9 protein-coding genes and 2 pseudogenes are annotated in these 23,817 nt (G+C 47.6%); 6 read left to right on the top strand and 5 right to left on the bottom strand.

Features of this window, described 5'->3' with window-relative positions; all coding sequences use genetic code 11:
- Window positions 1-412: 412 nt before the first annotated feature.
- The 3 genes from GZ78_RS21360 (at window position 413) to GZ78_RS30420 (ending at window position 11,092) form a co-directional block, all read left to right on the top strand.
- The gene (locus tag GZ78_RS21360; protein ID WP_456236235.1) at window positions 413-10,543 is read left to right on the top strand and encodes an Ig-like domain-containing protein; all 10,131 of its coding nucleotides are present in this window, start codon (window positions 413-415) and stop codon (window positions 10,541-10,543) included.
- 96 nt (window positions 10,544-10,639) lie between these two features.
- Window positions 10,640-10,912, top strand: coding sequence for an HU family DNA-binding protein (locus GZ78_RS21365; RefSeq protein ID WP_034840747.1), 273 nt, complete (start codon window positions 10,640-10,642; stop codon window positions 10,910-10,912).
- 15 nt (window positions 10,913-10,927) lie between these two features.
- Window positions 10,928-11,092, top strand: coding sequence for a hypothetical protein (locus GZ78_RS30420; RefSeq protein WP_236631641.1), 165 nt, complete (start codon window positions 10,928-10,930; stop codon window positions 11,090-11,092).
- 138 nt (window positions 11,093-11,230) lie between these two features.
- Here GZ78_RS30420 and GZ78_RS27775 read toward each other — a convergent pair whose 3' ends face one another.
- The 5 genes and pseudogenes from GZ78_RS27775 to GZ78_RS21390 all read right to left on the bottom strand — a co-directional run.
- On the bottom strand, window positions 11,231-11,560 hold the full coding sequence (locus tag GZ78_RS27775; protein WP_051786422.1) for a helix-turn-helix transcriptional regulator: 330 nt from the start codon (window positions 11,558-11,560) through the stop codon (window positions 11,231-11,233).
- A 136-nt stretch (window positions 11,561-11,696) separates the two neighbouring features.
- Window positions 11,697-12,923: a glycosyltransferase family 9 protein gene (locus GZ78_RS21375; protein ID WP_034840749.1), complete on the bottom strand. Its 1,227-nt coding sequence runs from the start codon at window positions 12,921-12,923 to the stop codon at window positions 11,697-11,699.
- Window positions 12,920-14,161 (bottom strand): GtrA family protein, encoded by a 1,242-nt coding sequence (locus tag GZ78_RS27780; protein ID WP_161787454.1) that lies wholly within the window; start codon window positions 14,159-14,161, stop codon window positions 12,920-12,922. The genes GZ78_RS21375 and GZ78_RS27780 overlap by 4 nt, the downstream gene beginning before the upstream one ends.
- 315 nt (window positions 14,162-14,476) lie before the next feature.
- Window positions 14,477-15,940: a glycosyltransferase family 39 protein gene (locus tag GZ78_RS21385; protein WP_034840751.1), complete on the bottom strand. Its 1,464-nt coding sequence runs from the start codon at window positions 15,938-15,940 to the stop codon at window positions 14,477-14,479.
- A gap of 566 nt (window positions 15,941-16,506) precedes the next feature.
- Window positions 16,507-16,761 (bottom strand): annotated as a pseudogene (locus tag GZ78_RS21390) (transposase); the annotation flags it as partial.
- 77 nt (window positions 16,762-16,838) lie between these two features.
- Here GZ78_RS21390 and GZ78_RS30070 point away from each other — a divergent pair.
- The 3 genes and pseudogenes from GZ78_RS30070 (at window position 16,839) to GZ78_RS21405 (ending at window position 23,612) form a co-directional block, all read left to right on the top strand.
- Window positions 16,839-17,087 carry a hypothetical protein gene (locus GZ78_RS30070; RefSeq protein WP_201772776.1) on the top strand — a complete coding sequence of 83 codons (249 nt, stop codon included), beginning with the start codon at window positions 16,839-16,841 and terminating at the stop codon, window positions 17,085-17,087.
- Window positions 17,008-18,041 (top strand): annotated as a pseudogene (locus GZ78_RS27785) (ISAzo13 family transposase). Before GZ78_RS30070 ends, GZ78_RS27785 begins: the two are co-directional and overlap by 80 nt.
- Window positions 18,042-18,380: 339 nt before the next feature.
- On the top strand, window positions 18,381-23,612 hold the full coding sequence (locus tag GZ78_RS21405; RefSeq protein WP_034840753.1) for a pentapeptide repeat-containing protein: 5,232 nt from the start codon (window positions 18,381-18,383) through the stop codon (window positions 23,610-23,612).
- Window positions 23,613-23,817 lie beyond the last annotated feature (205 nt).

Below are 23,817 nucleotides of genomic sequence, written 5' to 3' on the forward strand. Positions count from 1 at the left end.
TAAGTAAACAGGAAGTTCGCCTATCCGGACGAGCTTCTGAAACAAAAGCTCTTATTTTTGTTTTAACGCCGAATTGAATTTGCTGAGGTAACCGATGGCTAACGAAGATTCAGCAGTAACACCTACCGTTACAGTTTTCACAGCTCATGGTGTTAAGGATCCTGACACCGGTATTCCTATTGAACTGGCCAAAGGCAACCGTCTGCCCCTGAGCCTGAGTCTTGAAATTATTCCTGGTGGTGCACTGACCGTAGAACAGGATGGTAAGCTGTTTCAGGTGACTGAGCCCGGCACCATGACTCTTGGGGAACACCTGAAGTCCGCTGCAGTGGTAGTCCCTGACGAGCCCACTGAAGTTGTTACCGAAACCATCCTGGAAAAAGAAGAGCCCACACCTGAGCAAAAAGCTGCCATGGCCAAGGCAGCCAAAGTGGCATCTCCCAGTGACTCCGGCAGTATTGAGCTGCCAGCCACTATCGAAGTAGAACAGCTGACCTCGTTACCAGAAACCAGCGACGCCCAGATTACACAGCTGTTGAATGAAACGGCCCAGACCCGCGCAACCCGAGCAGAGCTTGAACAAAAAGAGCAGGCCCAAAAAGCTTTTGTAGAAAAAACGCTTGCCGAGCCCACTTTTACGACTATTGCTGTTACACCTGTTACCCCTCTGACTCCTGCTGCGGTGGTGCCACCAACTGTACCCATAATCAGTACCTTTTTCCCCGACAGTGATATCAAGGGTGATAATGTTACCTCGTTCACAGACCTTGATATTGAAGGCACTGGCCGTCCCGGTGATCAGATCAGACTGCTGATTAATGATGAAGCCTCCAATCAAACGACAACTGTCGATAGCAAGGGCGCATGGACTCTCAGTTGGCAGGCGCCCGGTGAAGGTGTTTACGAGTTTTCAGCTCAAGCTGAAGCGGGCGGTGCTTTCAGTGACGCTTCAGAACCTTTGCGTGTAGAGGTCGACACCACCAGGCCTCAACTCAACATTGATACATCCGAGTTCACAGTACAGAGTTTCCGCCCCATTGATATCACAGGCAACAGTACGCCCGGAATACAGGTAGACATTGCTCGGGACGGAACACCTGCGGGACATTTTCAACCCACAGAAAATGGCGAGTGGACTCTCGCTCTGCCTCTGCCTGAAGAAGCTCACGGCGATTACCTCTATCAGTTCACAGTCACTGATAAAGCAGGTAATACCACTACCCATGAAGTCAAAGTCCATGCGATTACGGCTGTTTATGACGTTAAAGTATCACCTGACTCAGGCATAGACGGCGACCAGGTTACCAACGCACAAGATGTCACCGTCTCAGGGAAGTGCCCTCCGGGTGGGACGGTATTTCTGCAATATAATACCGATGGCGAGTCTGTCACCAAACAATACCCCTGCTCTGAACAAGGTGAGTGGAAAAGCGACAGCATTCAGCTACCTGCTGACGCCATTTACCCCTTTGAAGCCAGGGTAAAATTACCTGACGGAAGCCTGTCGAAATCGGTTGAATTCAAAGTAGAAAAAGATGCCAGAGCTTATCTTAAGCTAGAAATTGATGACCCTTTCTACACCAGTATCAACCCACCGGTTATCAAAGGTGAGGCAGAAAGCAGCTCCCGTATTCATGGTGAACTGAGCCAGGCGGGTACGTTAAAAGCCAACGCTGACACCGATGTTAACAGCCCTTTCCAGCTTAATTTCAAACCTGTCGGTACAGAGCCGCTAAGCGACGGCGCCTACGATCTCAAGGCAACCCTGACCGACAAAGCGGATAATACGGCCACTCAAACCCTGCAGCTGATATTGGATACTCAGGAGCCACCGACTCCCGATCAATTAAATGTTCAGGCTACAGGTGTTAAACATCTGGATGGAGCACATCAGGTTCCAAGCTTGAATTTCACTGTCACCGGGGTCGCGGAGAAAGAAGGACATACGCTACAGCTTGAGATGCCCAATGGGTTTGTTTATTCAGGCATCAAAGCCGGTTCAGAGGGTGTCTGGAGTCAACCCGTTGCCGTTTCTGACGAAGGCCGCTATACCATCAAAGTCTTCGAAACAGATCAGGCGACCAACACCAGCAGTCAGCCCGGTCTGATAAAGGTGACTGTAGAGGGAGTACCTTTACAGGTTATTGGCGTTGCTGAACAGGAGACCAGCTCTCAACTAAAACAGGGCGACACCCTGCTGGTCAAACTGAATCTGAACAAAGCAGCCGTCATCTCTGATGATGGGGAGATCAGCTGTCAGCTCAAACTCCTTAGACAAGAATCAGATAACTCATTCAGCACGATCCGGGAAGTTACTGCACAACTGGATAGTGATGCGACCGAGCTCGCCTCCAAACAGCTCATTTTCAACTATACCGTTCAGAATGGCGATCTGGCAGACGCTATTGAAGTAGTAGCAAACTCCCTGAGTATAACCGGTGGAGCCACCATACAATCCACCCTGGGATCACCGCTGGTTCCTGACTTTTCTCAGGCCATTCTCAGTGGGTTGAAAGTAGACGCCGTCCAACCCAATGCTCCTGAAATTACGGCTATTGAGCCCGATACTGGCAGCAATACCCATGATTTTCGTACCACTGCCACTGAATACAACCTGAAAGGTAAGTCAGACCCAGGCACTGAAATATTACTCTTTAATCACGGCCAACTCTTGACCTTACCCGGTCAGATCATTGCCTCTGAGCAGGGTCTCTGGGAAGTCAGCATCGAGGAATCCACCAAGGAATACACAGCCAGCTATACCGTCCAGAGTAAAGATAGCTTTGGTAACCTCAGTGACGTGTCAGCCCCTGAAGAAGTTGTGGTTGACCAGGTTAAACCGAGACTGCACTCTCTTGAGGCCACTACTGACACAGCCACACCTCTGAAAGCAGGGACAACGGTTACTTTCAAACTGACCTTTGATGAGCCCGTTACACTCACGGGCAAACCTGTTCTGAAGATAATGGTGGGTGACAGGATTATCCCGCTGGACGTTGAGAAAAATGGCGACGACCTGATTGCAAACTATACCGTAGAAGACGATTATCAGGACTCCGACGGTATCACAGCTGATTCGCTTGAGTTTACGGCACAACAACCCTCAGAAGACAGTGGTCAGCCTCCTGTAACCATTCCCCTGGGGCAAATTTCAGACCTGACTGGTAACAGCGCAGAAACCAACCTGGTTGATCTTCAGAACACCGGGGTTTTGGTAGACAGTGTTAAACCTGTTATTACTATTACTCCGCCACCGGCTACCGCTTCAGCCCAACCCGTCATCAGCGGCAACTGTTCCGAGACCGTCAGCCACCTTGATATTTATATCAATGATGAGAAAGTGACCCTGCAGGAAGTTCAGCTTGAAGGTATGAGCTGGACTGCCAGGTTGATGGAACCACTGACCGTCAACGAACACTACGCATTAAAAGCGGTAGCTACTGACAAAGCGGGTAATCAGGGCACTTCCGATCCTGTAGACCTATTCATTGACAATACACTTCCGTTTGTTGCCATAACGTCCGAAGCCTACACCAATGCCAAGAATCTAACGATTCAGGGAAGCAGTAACATCCTGAGTGGCACCATCAAACTGTCGCTTAATCAAGGTCAGTTTGTTGATTTAGAAACAGATACTGGAGGTAACTGGAAGTACACGCTAAAAGGCGCTGCTGAAAACACCTACAATGTTGAAGCCATCGCCACTGGCAACAATGCCCAAACAGATACTGCCAGAGCACAGGTCATTGTCGACCGGACTCAGCCTGTTTTTCAGACTGAGCTTTCAGATATCTACACCAGTAACCAGCCCACCTTCTCGATGCAGCTGGATACCGATCACGAACTTCTGACAACTGTCACTCTGGTATCGAACAACGAATCGACACATGCTCACTACAACCCAGACACTCATGCCTGGGAGGCAACACCGCTTACCCCACTGATTCAAGGGGAACAAAAGATCATCTTTACGGCAACTGACCTGGCCAATAATGTCGGTTCCCGTGAAAAAGTCATCACCGTTGACTCTGTTCCACCCTATGTTGAAATCGATCCGGCTTGCCTGAAGACACCCGACCTACAGCCTGAGTTCTTTGGTCGTGGTCAAAATGGTGTCAATGCAAAATTACTGATAAAAGACCAGGTAACCGGTGAACAGCTGGACTCTCTGAACCAGACCATCGTTCAGGGCACCTGGAAAGTAAAAGCCAGCTCTGAGTTACTGCCTGGCAGTTATACGCTTCAGTTGTCAGCTCAAAAAACACTCAGTGATGGCCAGACACTGACTAGTAAAACGATTGACCACGATCTGACCCTGCAGGCGCCCCCCGAAGAGCCAACGCCAGAAGCCACCCCGGATCAAGACCTCTTATTGACTCTTGACCCTATCGCGTCCTGGCACAATCTCAAAAAGCCCATTACCCTCTCTGGCCATGCAAAAGCTGACAGTCTGGTCTCCGTTAAAATAGACGGCCATGATATGGGTGAAGTGACCGCCTCGCCCAAAAATACCTGGCAACTGTCGCTCAGCACTGAACAACTTTCAGCCGTTAAAACACCAGAGGACACTCTTAAAGTTCTGGTGCAGGCCAAACTTGATACAGTGGTCGATACACTCCCGGATACCCTTCTCAAGGTTGATACCACTGCACCTGAAATAACCCTCAACCCTATTGAGATTACAGATTCTCAGTATGTTTTCAGTGGGACTTTTGTTGAGGATCATCCCAACTCTGTAACCTTGAAGGCTTCAGTAATTGATACCCTCAAGGATCCCAAAGTATCATCCAACTTCGTTAATTTAGAACCCAAGCTGCAGGGTGATCAGTGGCAAGCCAGTCTGAACACCCATGAATTGCCTCCCGGCCATCAGTATCTGGTGATTGTAAGAAGCAAAGACAAGGCAGGTAATGTCACAACTCAGAAACAGATATTCAGTATTGAAGCACCTGCTGAACCCACAACTGAACCTCAACCGGCATCAGATTTAGGGCTTACTCTTGATAAATGCCCTGAATGGATCAACTTACAAAAACCATTGACGCTTTCTGGTTCGGTTAAAGAAGGGAGTGAGGTTCGTGTAGCCATGGCTGGCCACGATCTGGGGACTGCAACCGGTAATGACCAAAACATCTGGCAAAAAGAGATCACGCCAACAGACCTTAAAACGGCTCTGTCAGGCCAGGAAGGTTCTAAAGAAATTCTCGTAGAGGCCACCCTTGGCAAGGTCACAGACAGCGTAAAACATCCGATAGGTGTCGACACTACCGGTCCAGTCGTTACCCTTGACAGTTATACGACCACTGCGACTCACCATGAGTTCAGCGGCCATATCGATGAAGCCCACCCACTCAAGAACGGTTTAAAGCTCTACCTGATTGATATTGATAAAGGCTCAGAAGACAAGAGTCACTATATCAAGCTATTGCCTAAGCTGGAGGGGAATGAGTGGACTACCAGCATAGAACACAAGGACTCGTTCACACCGGGTGATCATTACATGCTGTTGGCTAGCAGTATGGATTCAGCCGGTAATAAGTCTTCGAATCAGTTGCGATTTGATCTCAAGGTGCCTGAGGTTAAAGAGACAGAGCCTGCAGAAACGCCTGAACCGGCGATTCCTGTTCCTGTTAACCTCGTGCTGGACCCCCTGCCCCAGCTCACCAATCTTGGCAAAACCCTGTCAATTTCTGGTCAGGCCACTGCCGACAGTCTGGTTTCGGTGGAGCTGGGTAATCAGCCACTGGGACCTGTCACAGCACAACCCAACAATACCTGGGAATTGTTGCTCAGCCCTGAACAACTCAATACATTCCCTGATGGCCCCTTAAACGTCAACATCAGAGCCTCACTTCATGGAGTCACGGATCAAACCAGTGCAACCTTGACTGTCGATAAAACAGGTCCACAGCTGACCCTGGACTCCGATGTCAGCACAGATGCCATACCGGTGTTCACCGGCACTATTCAGGAAGCACATCTTAAGTCCTTCGACGCTAAACTACTGGACGCTGAAGGTCAGGTGATCGAAACCCTGACGGTTTCATACCCCACGGAGGGCGTCTGGCAAGCAACGGGGCATAACGCTCAAAATGCTGGCAGCGACTATCAGTTATTACTGAACGCCGAAGACACCCTGGGCCAAAAAGGTACCCTGACACAGCCTTGCAGTGTTCAGACACTCTCTGAACCTGAACCACAACTTCCTGTCGACCTGGGACTGACGCTTAACAAAACACCTGAGTGGATCAACTTACAAAAGCCGTTGACGCTTTCTGGTTCGGTTAAAGAAGGGAGTGAGGTTCGTGTAGCCATGGCTGGCCACGATCTCGGGACTGCAACCGGTAAGGAACAAAACAGCTGGCAAAAAGAGATCACGCCAGCAGACCTTAAAACGGCTCTGTCAGGCCAGGAAGGTTCTAAAGAAATTCTCGTAGAGGCCACCCTTGGCAAGGATACGGACAGCGTAAAATATCCGATAGGTGTCGACACTACCGGCCCAGTCGTTACCCTTGACAGTTATACGACCACTGCGACTCACCATGAGTTCAGCGGCCATATCGATGAAGCTCACCCACTCAAGAACGGTTTAAAGCTCTACCTGATTGATATTGATAAAGGCTCAGAAGACAAGAGCCACTATATCAGGCTATTGCCTAAGCTGGAGGGGAATGAGTGGACTACCAGCATAGAACACAAGGACTCGTTCACACCGGGTGATCATTACATGCTGTTGGCTAGCAGTATGGATTCAGCCGGTAATAAGTCTTCGAATCAGTTGCGATTTGATCTCAAGGTGCCTGAGGTTAAAGAGACAGAGCCTNCATTCCCTGATGGCCCCTTAAACGTCAACATCAGAGCCTCACTTCATGGAGTCACGGATCAAACCAGTGCAACCTTGACTGTCGATAAAACAGGTCCACAGCTGACCCTGGACTCCGATGTCAGCACAGATGCCATACCGGTGTTCACCGGCACTATTCAGGAAGCACATCTTAAGTCCTTCGACGCTAAACTACTGGACGCTGAAGGTCAGGTGATCGAAACCCTGACGGTTTCGTATCCCTCAGAGGGTGTCTGGCAAGCAACGGGGCATCAGGCTCAAAATACTGGCAGCGACTATCAGTTATTACTGACCGCCGAAGACACCCTGGGCCAAAAAGGTACCCTGACACAGCCTTGCAGTGTTCAGACACCCTCTGAACCAGAACTTCCTGTCGACCTGGGGCTGACTCTTAACAAAACACCTGAGTGGATCAACTTACAAAAGCCGTTGACGCTTTCTGGTTCGGTCAAAGAAGGGAGTGAGGTTCGTGTGGCCATGGGTGGCCATGACTTGGGGACTGCAACCGGTAAGGAACAAAACAGCTGGCAAAAAGAGATCACTCCAGTAGACCTTCAGGCCGCACTGAAAGGTCAGGAGGGACTCAAGGAAATACTGATTCAGGCTTCTCTTGGTAAAGAGACGGCCACTGCCAGTGGTCACCTGGGAATCGACACCACGAAACCTGTCGTCACTTTTACCAGTGAAGGTTATACAACCACTGAAACACATCATGTCTTCAGTGGTACCTTTGATGAAGCTCACCCTCTGGCCGAGGAAAGTGTGCGTGTTCGTTTGTTTGACACAGGCAACGATCCAAAGGATACATCGAAGTATCTTCGCCTCGACACAACGATTACCGATGGGAATCAATGGCAGGCCCAAATCAAGGACAGCGATCTCCCTCCTCTGATCAAGCAGTACGGACTTCTTTTAAATAGTAAAGATGCAGCGGGTAATAAGTTTTCCCAGCCCTTTACTTTTGAGCTCAAATCCCTTCTGGAGATCAAGAAGCCGGCCATTGATATTGAAATCACTTCAGCACCGGCTGTCAGTGCACTGAATGAGAAGTTTGAAGTTTCAGGGACTGCCAAAGCCGGTAGCACCCTGACTTTCGAGCTGGGTACACTGAAATTGGATCTGAAAACGATCGTAGGTGAGGACGGTCTCTGGACTGTCACTCACTCTGATATTCCTGCAGAAGGCAGTCAGTCTATACCTGAAGGCCCTGTGACATTCAAAGCCACGGCGTCCCTGGAAGACCATGATACAAGTGCCAAAGAACACTCTCTGATCGTTGATCGTACACAACCTCAAATAGTCATCGACTATGAGTCAACCGTTGACTCGGAACAACGGTTTACAGGATCCTTCACCGAAGACAACCTCCATGAAATCAGTGCAAAACTAGTAGCCAGTGACAAAACAGAATTACCCTTACAGATTACCTTAGAAGGCAATCAATGGACTGCTGCTGGCAAGCATCAGCTAGTTCAGGGCGTCTATGACTTCCATATCACCATAACAGATCAGGCTGGTGCTTCGAATACAGCGAAAGAAGCGCTCAATCTTGCCGCTGAAGAAACACTTACCGGGCCCATAGCTGTCGCTACTATAGATCCTGCATCACTGGCGACCGAGAACACTAAGCCAGTTCTGAAAGGCACGCTCTCTAATGTCCAACATGAGCACCTTCAGGCACTCAATCTCGAACTGGTTCACCAGGAAACGGGGGAGAAGCTGAATCTTCCGGTACAACCTGCAGAGCAATGGAATATTCAGGTTCCGGGAGAATTGAAGCAAGGTAGCTATAGTGCGACTCTTTTTGCTCAGGATAAAAACACTCAGCAATATAAGCTGACTTCTGACACCTTGGATGTATTTGGAAGCGACCATCTCTTCTCCATGGTGGGCGCAGAAGGGCTAAGTCTGATTGATGGCAACCTCTTCCTGCCACTTAACAGCGAAAACAAGGTTGACGGTCAAGTCACAATAAAAACTATTCCAGAAGCCAGTTTAAAGCTGATGCTGGTTAATCCATCCCAAGGAGCAGGATACGTTACGGCACCGGATAGACTCCCTGTAACATCAGACCAGCATGGCAAGGCCACCTTTGACCTGTCTACCATGCCAACAAACCGTGGAGGCCTCTACACAGGTGGCATCAAGGTGACGAGTTCTGCCAGCGACAAAGGCAAAACGGCATTCTTCTATCTGGCCATGTCTCCTATTCCTGTGTATCACTACAGCTTTGATACCCAGAACAGTGCTGATTTAAGCACTCAATTCAGGTCCCTGACTTTTGGTCAATACAGTACGGTTCAAGGCATTATGCCTGCCGTGGATGGAACCCTGGGAGCAGGTGTCCAACTCGGACAGGGCCATCTGATCAATAATGGCTTACCTGATCTACTGAAAGGAAACTTTACGGTCTGTGCAGACATACAGCGTACTACTGACCCAGAAACTCTCTTCACACTCATGGGAAGGCAAGATGGCTTGATGGTAGACGTGATTAACGATCAGGGTAAGATTGGAATATCGGCAGGAAAACAATCCGTCTTCTCCACCTCTCCCCTGAGTCAGGATGTTCCATTCCATCACGTCTGCCTTTCCCGCTCTGTAAATCCGGAGAAAACACAAAGTACTGTTGCCATTGCAGTTAATGGCCAGACTGAAGTTGAGAATGCCAAACTGGATCACCCGGATGGAGTAAACACCGATATTTCTGCCATAGGTGGTTACCGGGATAGTGAAGGTCATATCATAGAGTCTCAAGGTAAACTGGATAACCTCAAGATCTTTAATGAAGCTGATAGAATGGAGAATGCCTCTTCAGACCTTTATGTTTTATGGAGCTGCCCCGACAAGGATAAATGTTCACAAACTGAGTATCTGCCACTGGGTCAGGAAGCAGTGAAAATGAGTTCACTGAGCCAGGGAGGCGATCTGTATATTCAATTCGCTGGACTCAAGGCCGCTGCCAATAAAGGCTTCACCTTCAATGAAAACTTTGACATTCGGGTCAACGGTGAGTCAGTTCAGGCAGAAGCTCAGTCACCCAATGTCTTCAAATTAACCCATGTTACCGCTGAAAGCCTTAGCACTCTTGAAGTTAAACCCAGTCAACCTGAATCTGTCTACAAAGATCAGAACGATAAATCCGCCAAGATATATAGCTACACCGTTAAGTTTGCTCACAGCCTTGAAGGTCTGGATCAGCCAGAACTGACCGCACGCCTGGACTCTGACCGCATGGATTCAAGAGGCATACTCCACAATGTTCTGTCATTGCCCGGCTCACAGGTTGTGATGCACTCCCCTCAATCTGTGAGCTCAAGCGACAAGCCAATGAAGGGTGAAGATCATGACAGACCCATCCAACAGGATCACTTCCTTGCAGTGGAAGGAGGCAAGATAACCAACTACGATCCTCAGCATGACATCATTGACCTCAACAAACTGTTGAGTGGTGAGCATATTGTGCCCACCAGTGTTCAGGAGCTGGCAGCCCTGCTCTGCACCCGAGAACAAGAAGGCAGTCAAGGCCTGATTGATCAGGTATTGATTCGCCACAAGGACAACTCCAGTGATAGCCACTGCGACTGCCAATCCAGAGAAGATCCGGCTTATACCATCAACCTTCTAGATCCCATGCATCAGCCACTTCTGGTTATGAATTATGATGGTCTGCAACATGACCTCTACCCTTCTTCCTGAGTACGTCTGATACCAGGGATGCCAGTCGCCCATCCGAAGAAACTCTTCGGATGGGTATTCTTTCTCACCCACAGGTAATCATTGTCGAGACGAGCTATGAACAAGAAAGAGCTTGTTGAACAGGTCGCGGAACAATCCAGCCTTTCAAAGAACAAGGCAGAGCAGGCCGTCAATGCCTTCATTCAAAATACCCAGGATACTCTCGCAAAGGAGGATATCGTGCAGCTGATAGGATTTGGAACCTTTTCAGTGGTAGACCGAGCGGCAAGGAAGGGAAGGAACCCTCAAACTGGCCAGGAAATTCACATACCAGCCTGTAAATTGCCTCAATTCAAACCCGGTAACAAACTTCGAGAAGTGGTGAAGTAGCCAGACTCTGTTGCGATGTACTATTGGGTCAAGCTTCCAAAATCTATCGAACCTCGTCAGGACAAAGCCAGCAACAACTTTGTCCTGATACTCTCCAGCAAATATTGTCCACGCAATATGCCTCAGACCGCTATTAATACCAATCAAACTTTCAAACCCCGTTATGAGCAAGCCATTTGAGTCCAATAGGCAATACCCACAGGGCATAAAGGCGGGGTGAGGAGTCATAGCCGTAGCTATGGCGACGATCCCCAACGCAGAATATTGGACTCAAATGGCTGCACAACAGGGGATTTTGAAAGTGCGATTGGTATAAGATTAAGCCATGGCTTTCATAACATTGAGAATGGCTCGTTTCTTCTTCAGGTTCATTCGGTTCAAGGTTCGGATGATTTCATCATCTACCTTGGTGTCGCAGATCGTGTCGATCGGGGTAGTCAGGTACTGATTTCCTCTGCCAGTTGCTATCCATTCAAACGAAACTTCCAGCAACTCAGCCATTTTTCTTAGATTCTCAAGACTGGGGCTGCTCATCTCGGTTTCCCATTGAGCCAAAGCACTTCGGGATACACCGATAAGATCAGCCAAGGCTTGTTGAGATAAACGCTTTTCCTTGCGTGAACGAAGGATCCTTGTTGTCAGGTTCATCCTTGAACTCTCATAGATAATCGAAAAAGATACCTTATTAAAATTTAGTGTAACACAAGCTCTGGTAATGACCGGTTGCAATTAGAGAATCCTTGTCCCCTGATCAATATCCGTAGCTCCAAACACCTTTCCTTCACTAACCAGCCTTCATAATCACGTTGGCATCCAATGCCGGCCTTAATACATCCAGCACTTGCCCTGATTGAATGGCTTTCAGGCACTGGTTATCAACACAACTGGTTTTTCTGTGATTCCCGGCACTGACGCAGGGAGAACAGGGTAGTCCGGCGTAAATAGCAGTGGAATTCCCCAGGGCACCATATAATGCAGGCGTTTCGGGTCCGAAAATCACGAACGTCTCTAATTCAGTCACTGAGGCAAAATGAGGCGGTCCCGAGTCATTCGACAGCATAATCTTTGAAATTGAGTACAGAGGAACCAGCTCTTTAAATTCAAAAGTGCCGGCACTGTTCAGGCAACGATCATGATTGACCTGCTGCCTGAGACCTTCTGCCTCCGAACGCTCTCCGGGAGCGCCGGTGACTACTACCAGAATATCGGGGTATTCTGTCAGCAGGCTCTGAATAACGTCTACGTAGCGATCCTTCATCCAACGTCTTTGTGGAAGCAGATCACTGGCGTTGGGATTCACCAGCACCAGTCGCTGAACACCCGGCTCAAACGCTTTATAGAGCTTTCTCAGCTTAGTGATGACTGACGCGGTTAAATCACTGCTTACCTCTGCTCTGGCCAGTTCAATCTCCTCTTCAAACCCCTCTTTTTGATAAGGCTGTTGAGGATGGCTTTGAGAAGCTCTGACCAGCGTCATGAAGTTTCTGGAAATGTGACTATGAGGGTTATACATGACTGGATGGGTTAAATGATTACCACGATAAAGACCTTCTTCATGAACACGATCAAACCCTGACCTGTTAATCGCCCCACTGAGCCGGCTCAAAATCGAAGTAAAGCGGGAGAACAATTCCAAATCGATGACGGTATCAATCTTTTTTTTGCGGCACCACACCAGGAATTTAAGACTACTGATCGCCAGACTTATCAGATTATCGGGCTTAATAAGAAAGATATTGTCTCGATCAATTGTATTTAACAAATGGAGGCTGGCTGCATTTTTTTCAAAAATAACAAAATGTAATGCCTTATCTTGCTCCTTTAACCAGCGCATGGATGGATCCGCCAAAATAGCGCTACCCATTTCAGACAGTTCTATAAAGAGAACATTCCTGGAAGGCGTTTTCTGATTACGACGAAGCCAGTCAACTGGCCAGAATAGCAGTTTTAATAAAAAGCAGAGAGGTATGCCTGCATAATGATCGACCCATCGCATAGTATCTACTTTCACAGGTTGGCCTCCTTGGCAACGCCGGACTGCCGTCCTACAAATACAAACACACTGGCTATGGTAAAATTAAATAGCATGCCTGCCATAACACCCATTGCCAGCGCTAACTGTTTGTATTCCATAAAGAAAGGTACAAATTCAGTGAGCACATAATAGGAACCCCAGCTGGGAAAAAAACTCACCAGACACATAGTCAGGTATTTACTCCACTGTTTAAGTTTTCTCTCTTTTGGCACATGGGAAAAAGTAAAGGTGCGATTCCAGAACCAGTTCCAACTGGCAGCAACCCAGTAGGAACAACCTCTGGCGACTAAATGAGGTATACCCAGAAGCTGACCTAACAGGGTATAAACGCCCATATCAACCAGAAAACCGCTGGCTCCTACCATGCCAAATTTGGTGAGCCTGTGCCCCAGGAGAAACAGCTTATTCAGCAGAGTGCCCGGCTGTTTCAAACGCGACTCAAGCTCATCCTGATAGAGCGTGACAAGACAACGAACGGATAAAACAAGGGCCAGAAGAGCCAGTAAATATTGAAAATACTGAATCACTGTGTAGCCACGAAACCCGTTATCGTAAAATGGCAGGACGAACACACACAAAAGCCCCAGAAAAATAAACGCTACCCGACTTTTAAAGCCCGAATTCAATTTACTGGCCAGATAGTCTGCCAAAACAGCGGATACAATACCGACCCAGGCTCCCAAAAAAATATCAAACGGCCAATGCGCGCCAACCACGATTCTTGAAAGCCCTGATAAACTGGCTAACAAAAGAACCACTGATTGAATACGTGAATTCAAATAAAGGAACGAAAGTCCTACTAATAGAAATACCGTTCCCGTATGACCCGAAGGCATGGTGTCAGTTTTTAAAACAGGACCCAGAACATTGACGGCTTCAATACCCAATGCACCGACCGGGCGCAGAGAGGGAATTAATGCTTTACCACCATTGAGTAACAAGGCTCCAACCAGCATTGTTAAGATAACAGCCAGTTGTTTATCCGGTTTTTTATAAAATAACAGCATGGTTAAAGGGAACAGAAAAAAACCATCACCCAGATTGGTTAAAACAATCCAGAAAACAGAGACAGGCGACTCCCCTCCCCAGCTATTTAATGGGTAAAACACCGAATGATTGACCGCAGTGACTGAAAACAGAGCGACAAAGGGAAGCAAAAAGCAGCTAGCTTTGAAGATTGTTGAGCGAGACCGGCCAGAATCTACTCCGAACACATCGGACATTCCTTATATAACCTCGAAACCTATCTAAACAGCCTTCAGCGATATAAATAATATTTCATCTATTAAAGATGATTTTTTTAAACACTAAAAACTAAGTTACAACAGACAGTAGAATATGCAAAGACAGTATAAAAAGATGGATATGAATCAAATATGAAATGAGAGCAGTATAGACAGTCTTAAAAGCAGAAAAGTTCAAAAAGCATGAGCGGACATGGTTAATTTTCACGAGGACAGAAAAAAGAAGATGAACACACTCAAACCCCTCCTCATCAATACCTGGGAAGGGTCTAAGAACAGCAACATTCACATAGCGGACTTACAGCGATAAAACTGAAATTTATTCACCAAAATACTGTCCAGCCCGGCCTCCGTTTCATCAACCAGTTGACAGGAAAAACCCTGCAACTCAAGACGGTTATTCTCGGGAGCTGTACTCTTATCACGAATCAGCAGGCCATAGGTATTTGAATCCGCCTTACCGTGCCAAAAATCAAACTGGGTCAGCCGATCAGTCAACAGCTGCACCGGCTGAGGATAGGCATACCAGGCTATACGACTCGCCTTACTCCAATTGTCCACCATCAGAACCGGATTAACTTCACCTTCCTCCTGCCACTTCTGCTTCAGAGATTGAGCGTGCTCAGCGGCTTCTTTCCAGCCCACCAGATCCTTGATGGCTGGAGCCATGAAAGGAAAAGTTGAAAGCGGCATAAAAGCCAGAAAGAAAAACACAAAGCCAATCAATCCCAATGACAGAACGGAGGAAAAAACAGCCAGGCACTTCACCCACAATCTGGACCAGCCAAGACAGATCCAATAGGCCGATAAGGGCGCTAACAATGTCCACCCCAGAGCCGGCCAGTTGGGTAAAACAGTACCATCTCCGGCAGACCAGCTGATAACCACCAATACCGGTAAAGCGTTCCAGATGATCAGCCAGCCAGCATCCCTGCTCTGCTCTGGCATACGTCTTCTGACCACTGATATCGAAGCAGCTATTGCTGCCACATAAGCAAGGATGGAATAAAGAAACATTTGTGCTATTTGCATACCCAATGCTTCTTTCACGGACCACTCTTTGACACCGACACCACGATCAAACTGGTAAGCCAGTGATGCCCAGTCATTATCAGCATTCCAGATTAATACCGGTGAAATCACTACCAGAGCGATCAACGCTGCCAACCATGGGCCTGATTGCCGAAGCCATCTCAAGCCATGATGCTGAATCATAAAGATCATCATACCTAACGGCAGAAAAATGGCCGTGTACTTACTCAAACCAGCCAGGCCATAGATGACACCCAGTACGATCCAGTCCAGTAATCGATTGTGTTGATGAATACGATGAATCAGTTCCAGTGACAAAAGACCCAATACCATCAGGGGCAAATCAGGTACCAGCCCCCAACCCATCAGTTGCAGAATAGGCGCTGTATTCATCAGAAAAACGGATACAAATCCGGTCCATGAAGGGCTTTCAGGAAAGAGTATTCTGCTGACACGAAAGGCCAGATAGCTGCTCAACGCATATAAAATGGCTGGGACCAGCCTGACCGTAAATTCATTGTAACCCAGTGGCGCCACCAACATCTGCAACCAACCCACCATAGGAGGATGATCAAAATAGCTGAGGGCAGGATACCGTGCATAGAGCGCATAATGGGCTTCATCAACACCCAGCGGCACACCGGATGCCATCATCAAATGAATCAGGAGCACAATAATAATGATGCTCCAGGAGGCTATTCGCGCTCGTTCCTGCATGAGATCCCCTGAATTGTTTGGATAGTACGATCGCCCCATGAGCCTGTAAGCAGGAAGTGAGCAAATGGTCAGAATCTGTTAACAAGATTCTATTATGCCTTCCTAAATGGGAGCTGAACACACGACAATCGCTCTCTACGACAAGCACTGGTGTATTTTATAACTATCACGAAACCCAAGGCTTGTCAGTGGCCTGTTCCACTCAATACCAACATTCAGTCAAAATCGAATCAAATAATGAATGAGACATAAGACTTCCTTTTAAAACCATTTATTATGAAAAGAAATATTATGAAAAGAAAACTCGAAAAACTTGCTGGTAGGCATGCATTCCCAGAAAAATACCAACAATACCCATAACACCCGCAATGTGGGCAGGTACTGGCGTTGATAGCATAGGGAAAAAACGACAAAGCCCGGACACCAGCGAGTACGAAACCAAAAAACTCACGACACAAACAAACTTACCTTTATAGCACGAACCAAAAAACTCTCAGCACAGACTGAACCTAAAGATTTGAATTCTTGGACGGGGCTTTACTCACTTGCCGCCTACTACTAGTACATCATTCCAATTTAATTGTCGGGTAAAGCTTCGCCAGCTTTATCCAAGCATCTTCTGTTGTAAACCTCCACTCCATCTTGCTGTTGATGCTGTTGCGCTGTGATGCCCAAGCCGAAACTTCTGTCCTCAAGATACCCTGATCAGGTATCCGCCGACTCAAGCATTGGCGACTGAGTATGCTTAACTCGATCTCTGCCATGTTTAACCAACTGCCATGCTTGGGCGTGTAATGAATCTCCAGCTTAGGAATAGTCCTGAAATAACTTCCTGATTTCCCCTGAAGCTACAGATTAGGGATAATAGCCACAGCAATACGAAGTACAGAAAATCACCTTGAGCCATTATTCTCCAGCTGTCGCTATTCAGATGATTCGTTTCTACAACACCCTCAACGAGCGTGATCGCAGACGTTACGCCGCTGTTGAAGCTGTTAAACTTGGACATGGTGGTATCGCATTCATATCTCAGTTATTGAACTGTGATCCCAAGACCATCAATCGTGGTGTTTCTGAACTGGAGTCAGAAGAACAGATGGAGTCTGCCCGTCAGAGAAAAAAGGGGTGGACGGAAATCTCTGATTGAAAAAAATCCAAAGATCGTTGATAACTTTCATCAGGTTTTGCGCGACCACACGGCTGGAGACCCGATGCGGGAAGCCGTGAAATGGACGAACCTTTCCCGACGTAAAATCTCGAGTAAGCTCAGTGAACTGGGCACTCCAGCAGGTAAGAATATCGTTTCCCGCTTGCTTCACGAGAATGACTACCGTCGTCGTAAACCACAGAAAAAGCGTACCATGGGACAGAATGCTGATCGCAACGCTCAATTTGAAAATATTACCCATTTGAAAAAAGAGTATCTTAATGCTGGCAAGCCAGTGATCAGTATCGATACCAAAAAGAAAGAGTTGCTGGGTAATTTTTATCGTGAGGGAGTGGTTGATTCGGTAGACCCCATTATCATTAATGACCATGATTTTCCCAGCGTTAGTGACGGCAAAGTCATTCCCCATGGTATTTACGACTTGGGCAAAAATACAGCCTCCTTGCATCTTAACGCGAGTCATGACACGACTGAATTTGCCTGCGAAAGCATCGAACTATGGTGGAATGAACAGGGAAGAATGGACTATCCCGCTCAGGATGAATTGCTGATTCTCTGTGATGGTGGTGGCAGTAACAGTGCGACAACGTACATCTTCAAGGAAGACCTTCAGGCACTATCGAACCGTTTGGGGTTGAAAATCCGAATAGCACACTACCCACCGTACTGTTCCAAATATAACCCCATTGAGCATCGTTTATTTCCCCATGTGACGCGTGCCTGCAAGGGGGTACACTGGAAAGCATCGAAACAGCGGCGCACTACATGAGTAAAACAGAGACAAGCAAAGGCCTTGCCGTGACAGTCAGGATCATCGACAAAGTGTTCAAAACGGGCCGAAAATATGCAACTGACTTCAGGAAAAAGATGACCATTCAGTTCGACAGACTCTTGCCAAAATGGAATGACAGAGCTGTCCCCGTAACTGAGTGAAATACGGAAGTTATTTCAGGACTATTCCTTAACGCCTGCAGCAGGGGCGGCAAACGAGTGAAGCCCCGTGAGCCTACAAACAGTAGGTGATCGAGGTAAGCGAGAGCAGCCTCCCCTCCCACATCTTCAAGGGCGATGGATATATAGCCCTGAAAGCCACTACCCAGAAACCAAGAACTGACCGAAAAACAGACTACGACAGGAACTTTTTTTTGATTCTTGCCTCTTATTTGAAGAACCCTTACAGCCTACAGAAGTAACCTAATAAGACCAGGGGAGGGGGAAGAGTGAATCCAATAACACCTCTAATTTCATCCTGCGTAGCACAGGGAAGTAGTTATGAATTTTAAAGTATTGAAGTCGCTACTAATTTCACCCTACGCAGCACAGGGAGCTTGTGTCTATGCACCCAGAAAAGCCATAAAAGCTGCCTTCCCCTGCTCCACCTATATGAAAAGGAGTTGCATTGAGAGCTCCTCTAGAAACTCCCTACCTTCCTTGAAGAGAGCTTTCCCTGAGCCGACGACTGTTAACACCAAAATTCCAAAAGTAGAACCTGACCGCGTTACTCCTTCAGGCTCTGCGAACAAGAATGCCCCTGCTCAGCTCTATAAAGACTTTTTTGAGGATACCCAGGCGCTTGTCAGACGTTTCCTGTTTAAGCCTCTGCCAGATCAAAAAGTGGCTGCCGGTGAAATTCCCCGTATGGCTCATGGAGCCATGCATCTTAGTCGTGCTGCCTGCTGGATTCCCGTTTTGCTGGAATGGCGAAAACAGGCCGGAGATCAGGATGCCATCAACTTTCATACTGAAGTGCTTCCAACTCTTATGAAAACAGCCCTGCTACATGATTCTGGTCGCGAAGGTGAACAGGCCGATATGCCTGAATGGGAGCAATACAGTGGAGAAAATTGTGAAGATCATCTGCTGAATACGGGGGTTTCACCTGAATGGGCCAGCGCCTGCAAAAACGCCATTATTAACAAAAACCGTACAGAGGAAAGCGGAGAGCCCCGAACCCTTTTAATAGAAAAACTGCTCCACGACGCAGACTGCCTGGAAATCATGCGCTGTCGAGGCAACTTTGACATCGCCTATCTGGATATTTATAAAGACTTTTCCAGTCAGCCAGAGATGATCGGCAAGATTGTTTCATTGGCCACCGACATTCGGGACGTCGTTTATCAGCAATCCGACATGCTTTACGGTGCAGCCATTACAGACAGCTCTTCAGGAAAAACAATGGTGCCGGCCTGCTCCAGAAATTACTCAGCCTCAGGCAAAGCTGAGCATGAATTTGCAGAAAACGCTATGCTGCACCAGATTAACTGGTTAAAAAGTCATAGTCCAAATCTGTATCAGCTTTTTCAGGCATCAGCAAAAGGGACCCAAACAGCCCAAGTACCAGACTCTGATCCTGATGGGATATATAAAGAAGTTAAGGGACTTCCTCCCCAGGTGGCCCGCCACCGTGAGCTTATGGCAAATCTAGTTCGTTTACTAGGAATTAATGCGCCCGCACTCAAGGTACAGAATCAGGGGTATCACCAATGCACCCTGCAAATACCTGCCGCAACCATGACATTTACCGTCGACCGATCCAGCCTGCCCAAAGCAGAAAGAGCCAGGCTGTTTCTGGTGGCCTCTTTGCTGGGTCAGTGGGACATCGCAAATACTGCCAGACTGGATGAAAATGGGCAATTGAGCATCACTGATTTGTCCTCTGCCGGGCTGTATCACAACAAATGTCCTAAAACAAACAACCAGTTCAGCGCCACGCCCTATGAGCTTGAATGGTTACGCACACCTGAAAAAAACAGAGATAGCTTCCCTACTTGCGACGATGAGGTCTTAAAGCTGTTCAAAGACGCTTCTTCACTGTTTTCCGACCTGACCGACGAAGATATCGGTCAAGCGCTGTCTGAACTGGATCAAAGTACGGGCCAACAAATAGATTGTCTGGTTGAACGTCTCGGCCCGGATCTACCGATGGACAGGTATACCTTCAGACGCAACCTTCACCAGCGGCTGGCCTTTTTGTACCGGCGCTTCCCTGATGCGGTTCAACAGTCAATAATGAATTCTGAAGACCCCTGCTTCCATATTCAACCTTGTGAGCAAATGGCTATAACAGCCTCTGGCATAGCGGGTTACTGCTTGCCGGTGGGCTATAGCGATATTGAAAAAGGTGAGTTGCGACTCTACCAGATGGTCTCTTCGACCAATAAACCGGTCACCGAAGCCTGGCTACGCCTGACCCCGGAAGCGACCCGTCGACTGGCAGACGCCCAGGGTATTCCTTCCCCCTGGCACAGACGTTTTGAGATACTGACTTTTTATATTAATGACTTGTTTCAGCACAATGCACCCATCATGAACCCAAGCCTTCGGGCAGAGCTTCAGCAACTTCTTAGCCGTTGTGAAAAATGGCAACAGGAGTTGGAGACAGAAGCTCCCCGAATAGCTGACTACGGCTTTACGACTCTGGCCTGGGAGGCTCTCCAGCAGTCTGTCCAGATACTGGCAGAGTTGTTAGAAGCGAAACAAAACGGGGATTTATGCTACATTTTCACAAGCCCTGTAAAGTACCCAACATCATTTCCCACCGGACTGCCCGGCAGGGTGGTTATGACCCCCCCGGAAAAACACCAAAACAGCCAGTTCAACCTGAAGCAACACCGTCATGGTCATGCTTGGGAAACTCAGCAATGGCAGCTGGTTGGCCAGAACGATAACATCGGCCATCAAGACAAAAACACGGCCAATGCGCCAGTACATCACTACAGGTTACCTTCGTACGGCTGGCTGGATGAACGGGTGGAAGCCGACTTTTTTGCCGATGACCTGAGCGACGCTTTCAGTTTTGCCGGTATAGTCAGACTCAGAACAAACGGAACCGATCAGAAAAGCAGCCAGCGACTGGTCAACCACCTGGAACAGCTCGGCATTGACACTCACCGGGCCACTTGCGCTGAACATCAAGGTCATTACCTACGGGAAGTGGCAAAAACCTGCCAGTTCGAGCCCTTGCTGGAAAGTCTGGAAGACAAGACTGCCCCAAGCACTTCAGAGGGCGCTCTGTTGGACATCCAGGGTCAGCTGGTTTGTCAGAGCCTGCAGCTTCAAGCTGCTCCCCAGTGGCAGGATTACTGCCAGCAGCTCAATGGCAGGGCCGTCTATTATCGCCCCTCTTTCAATACCGATACAGCCGCAGAAGAAAATGGATTCAGACTCGTTCATCTCTTCAATAATCAGTCATTTCTTGAAAGCGAATCGTATACTTACATGGATTCCGAAACTCAGGCAGCACACTTGCAATTGCTGCCGAGACTGATGCATTGTGGCCATACACTGGACTCCTTTGTCGAGAGGGTGCGCAAGGGCATCGACAGTGTCTCTTTTTTCTGGAGAACGAGAGACATCAAGTCCGGTGGAACCAGTCAGTCACACTTTACCGTTGAGCAGGCATCCCAGCTTGGCGGCTCTACCGGTTTGATTGCAAAACCACTGACTATGCGAAGAACTGATGCAACCCCGTACGATAACAATGTCTGCCATTTTGGTGACACCCATCCAGAGTATGTCCGCCATAATAAGAGACCGTTTGATTGTCCGATTCCGAAAAATCAAACAGCTAACGAAACCGGTCTTGATGATTTTTCCCTGGAAGAGCTGGAAACTCTCGTTATTCCGCCTTCAAAAATCTTTAGCGGTTTTCCCATAGTCCAGCGTCTTGCCAGCTCTTGGCCTGACGGACTTCCTCTGGAAAATCGGCTCCCTTCTCATCACCTGGAGGCTCTGTTTCAAAAATTGACAACCTCTTATCGATTGCCTTTTGGACTACAAACCCTGCTCATATGTGCTGGGTCAGACCAGTTTGCCCAAATTAGGGATGTGAATCCCGACTTTTGTTCTGGACACATATACAATCTCGATGGCATCCACCTGACCCAAAAGAAAACAGTCGAAGGTCTGCACCTTCAGGGGACCTCCACTGCAAAGGCCAATTTCTCCGGTGTCACCTTTGACCGCTGTATTTTTGAGAATATGGATCTTAGCCAGACCTGCCTGGATAACTGCACTTTTGTGAGCTGCACATTCAGGAACACAACCATCCTGTCAGAACAGCTTGTAGGAACCACTCATAAAACTCGCTGTTATGATGGAAAACAAGTATTCCAATCAATGCGCCAGCTATCGGAACAGTTACTGGATACTCACCGCACGAATAACCGTTCAATGGTTGAGAGTATTGATTCTCTTTGCCGGACTGAACTCATAAGTTATGCGGAGTTAACCGATGAAGAGTGGCAGAAATTCTTCCAGAAAGTAGATACTGACACATTCTCCCACTGGGACAACGACCTCTTTATCAAAAAAATGCTGGAGACAAAAAACATAAAGTTCTATCCCGCAGACAAGGGGCATATTCTGCTCAGCTATCTCCAAAAAGAGAGAGACTTTCCAAAACAGTTCATTAATGTTCTCCAAAGGTTGGAGCCTGGTCAAATCCCTGAATTTATTCACCTTAATCAAGATCTTGATAACTACGCCTCCTCATATCGTTACAGCTTCAGCAGTATGAAATTCCGCCCCGGTACTACCCTGAGCAGCACTGCTGCCATCAATGTGACTGGTGCAGGTATTGAAGGTGTAAATTTCGAGGCGTTCAATTTTTCATATTCAAAGCTGTCATGGCAGCAAATCAAACAGAGCCACTTTACCGGCTACTCCTTTGCACACCCTGACCGCCTGCAGCCCGCCATAGTAGCGGCAAAGGACTATCTCAGGAACGATCAGAAGGATTCATTACAGGAAAAAATATCTAACCTTCAGAAGGTGGGCCTACTGGATCATATTGAGCTTACAGAAGAGGAATTTGAGCAGGCACAAGCGTGCAGATACCTACCATTAAGAAATGTGTTGATTCCGGGCTTGATCGACAAGCTCACGGATACAGAACTGACACAGCTACAGACGAAACTCTGTTCTGATAATTCTCCTTACTCCCTCACAACCCTGAATAAAGGTTTGATTGCAGCACTAAGCAATCCCCAGAGCATTAAAGCGCTGTTCCACCAAAACCCTGCTCTGTTGACGGGGACTATTACCTCACTCAAGAACTGTTCATTTGGGCAATCAAATAAGCACACCACTATCAGCCCGGAGTATCAGAGAGGCTCTCTGGAAAGTATTGATTTCAGTGGCTCAACATTTACAGGTTGTAATTTCTACCCTCTGAATATCACAAACTGTCACTTTCAGGGCTGCACATTTAACAAGTCTGCTTTTCATGGAATGAATAATGTCAGGTCAGACAGCGATTTTTCTGGAAGCCGCTTCACAAACTGTGTCATGTATGGAAATAACTTCCATTCGGTGGTTTTTGATGCGTGTAATCTGGGCTATACCACCTTTGCGAAGTGTGACCTGAGCCATGCCTCTTTTCGTGAGTGCATCCTGAATAACAATAAGTGGATTTCAAGTAATCTGTGCGACACCACCCACGAAAAATGCCATGCTGGCTTTCGTCAAACTCTGACTCCACCTCCTAACCCGAAAAATCAGTAGCTTCTAAAAAAACGCTGGAGCTTGTTGATGAAAAAAAATATTACCCGCGTAGGTGAGTATTTAGATTATTCTGTAGCTCACATAAAACCCTTTCTGCATCATGATGTAGTTTTCTAGTTTTTCTGAGTCAAAATCAGGAATTGTCACAGTTACTGGCATCCTTCCTCCCTCAGCTTCGATATCTTCTTGTAGGGCACTCATAAAG

This window comes from Endozoicomonas numazuensis (genome assembly GCF_000722635.1).
Lineage (GTDB): Bacteria > Pseudomonadota > Gammaproteobacteria > Pseudomonadales > Endozoicomonadaceae > Endozoicomonas_A > Endozoicomonas_A numazuensis.

Coding starts and splice junctions, on each gene's coding strand:
- GZ78_RS21365 (WP_034840747.1), top strand. CDS start 10,640: ATGAACAAGAAAGAGCTTGTTGAACAGGTCGCGGAACAATCCAGCCTT.
- GZ78_RS30420 (WP_236631641.1), top strand. CDS start 10,928: ATGTACTATTGGGTCAAGCTTCCAAAATCTATCGAACCTCGTCAGGAC.
- GZ78_RS27775 (WP_051786422.1), bottom strand. CDS start 11,560: ATGAACCTGACAACAAGGATCCTTCGTTCACGCAAGGAAAAGCGTTTA.
- GZ78_RS21385 (WP_034840751.1), bottom strand. CDS start 15,940: ATGCAGGAACGAGCGCGAATAGCCTCCTGGAGCATCATTATTATTGTG.
- GZ78_RS21405 (WP_034840753.1), top strand. CDS start 18,381: ATGAATTTTAAAGTATTGAAGTCGCTACTAATTTCACCCTACGCAGCA.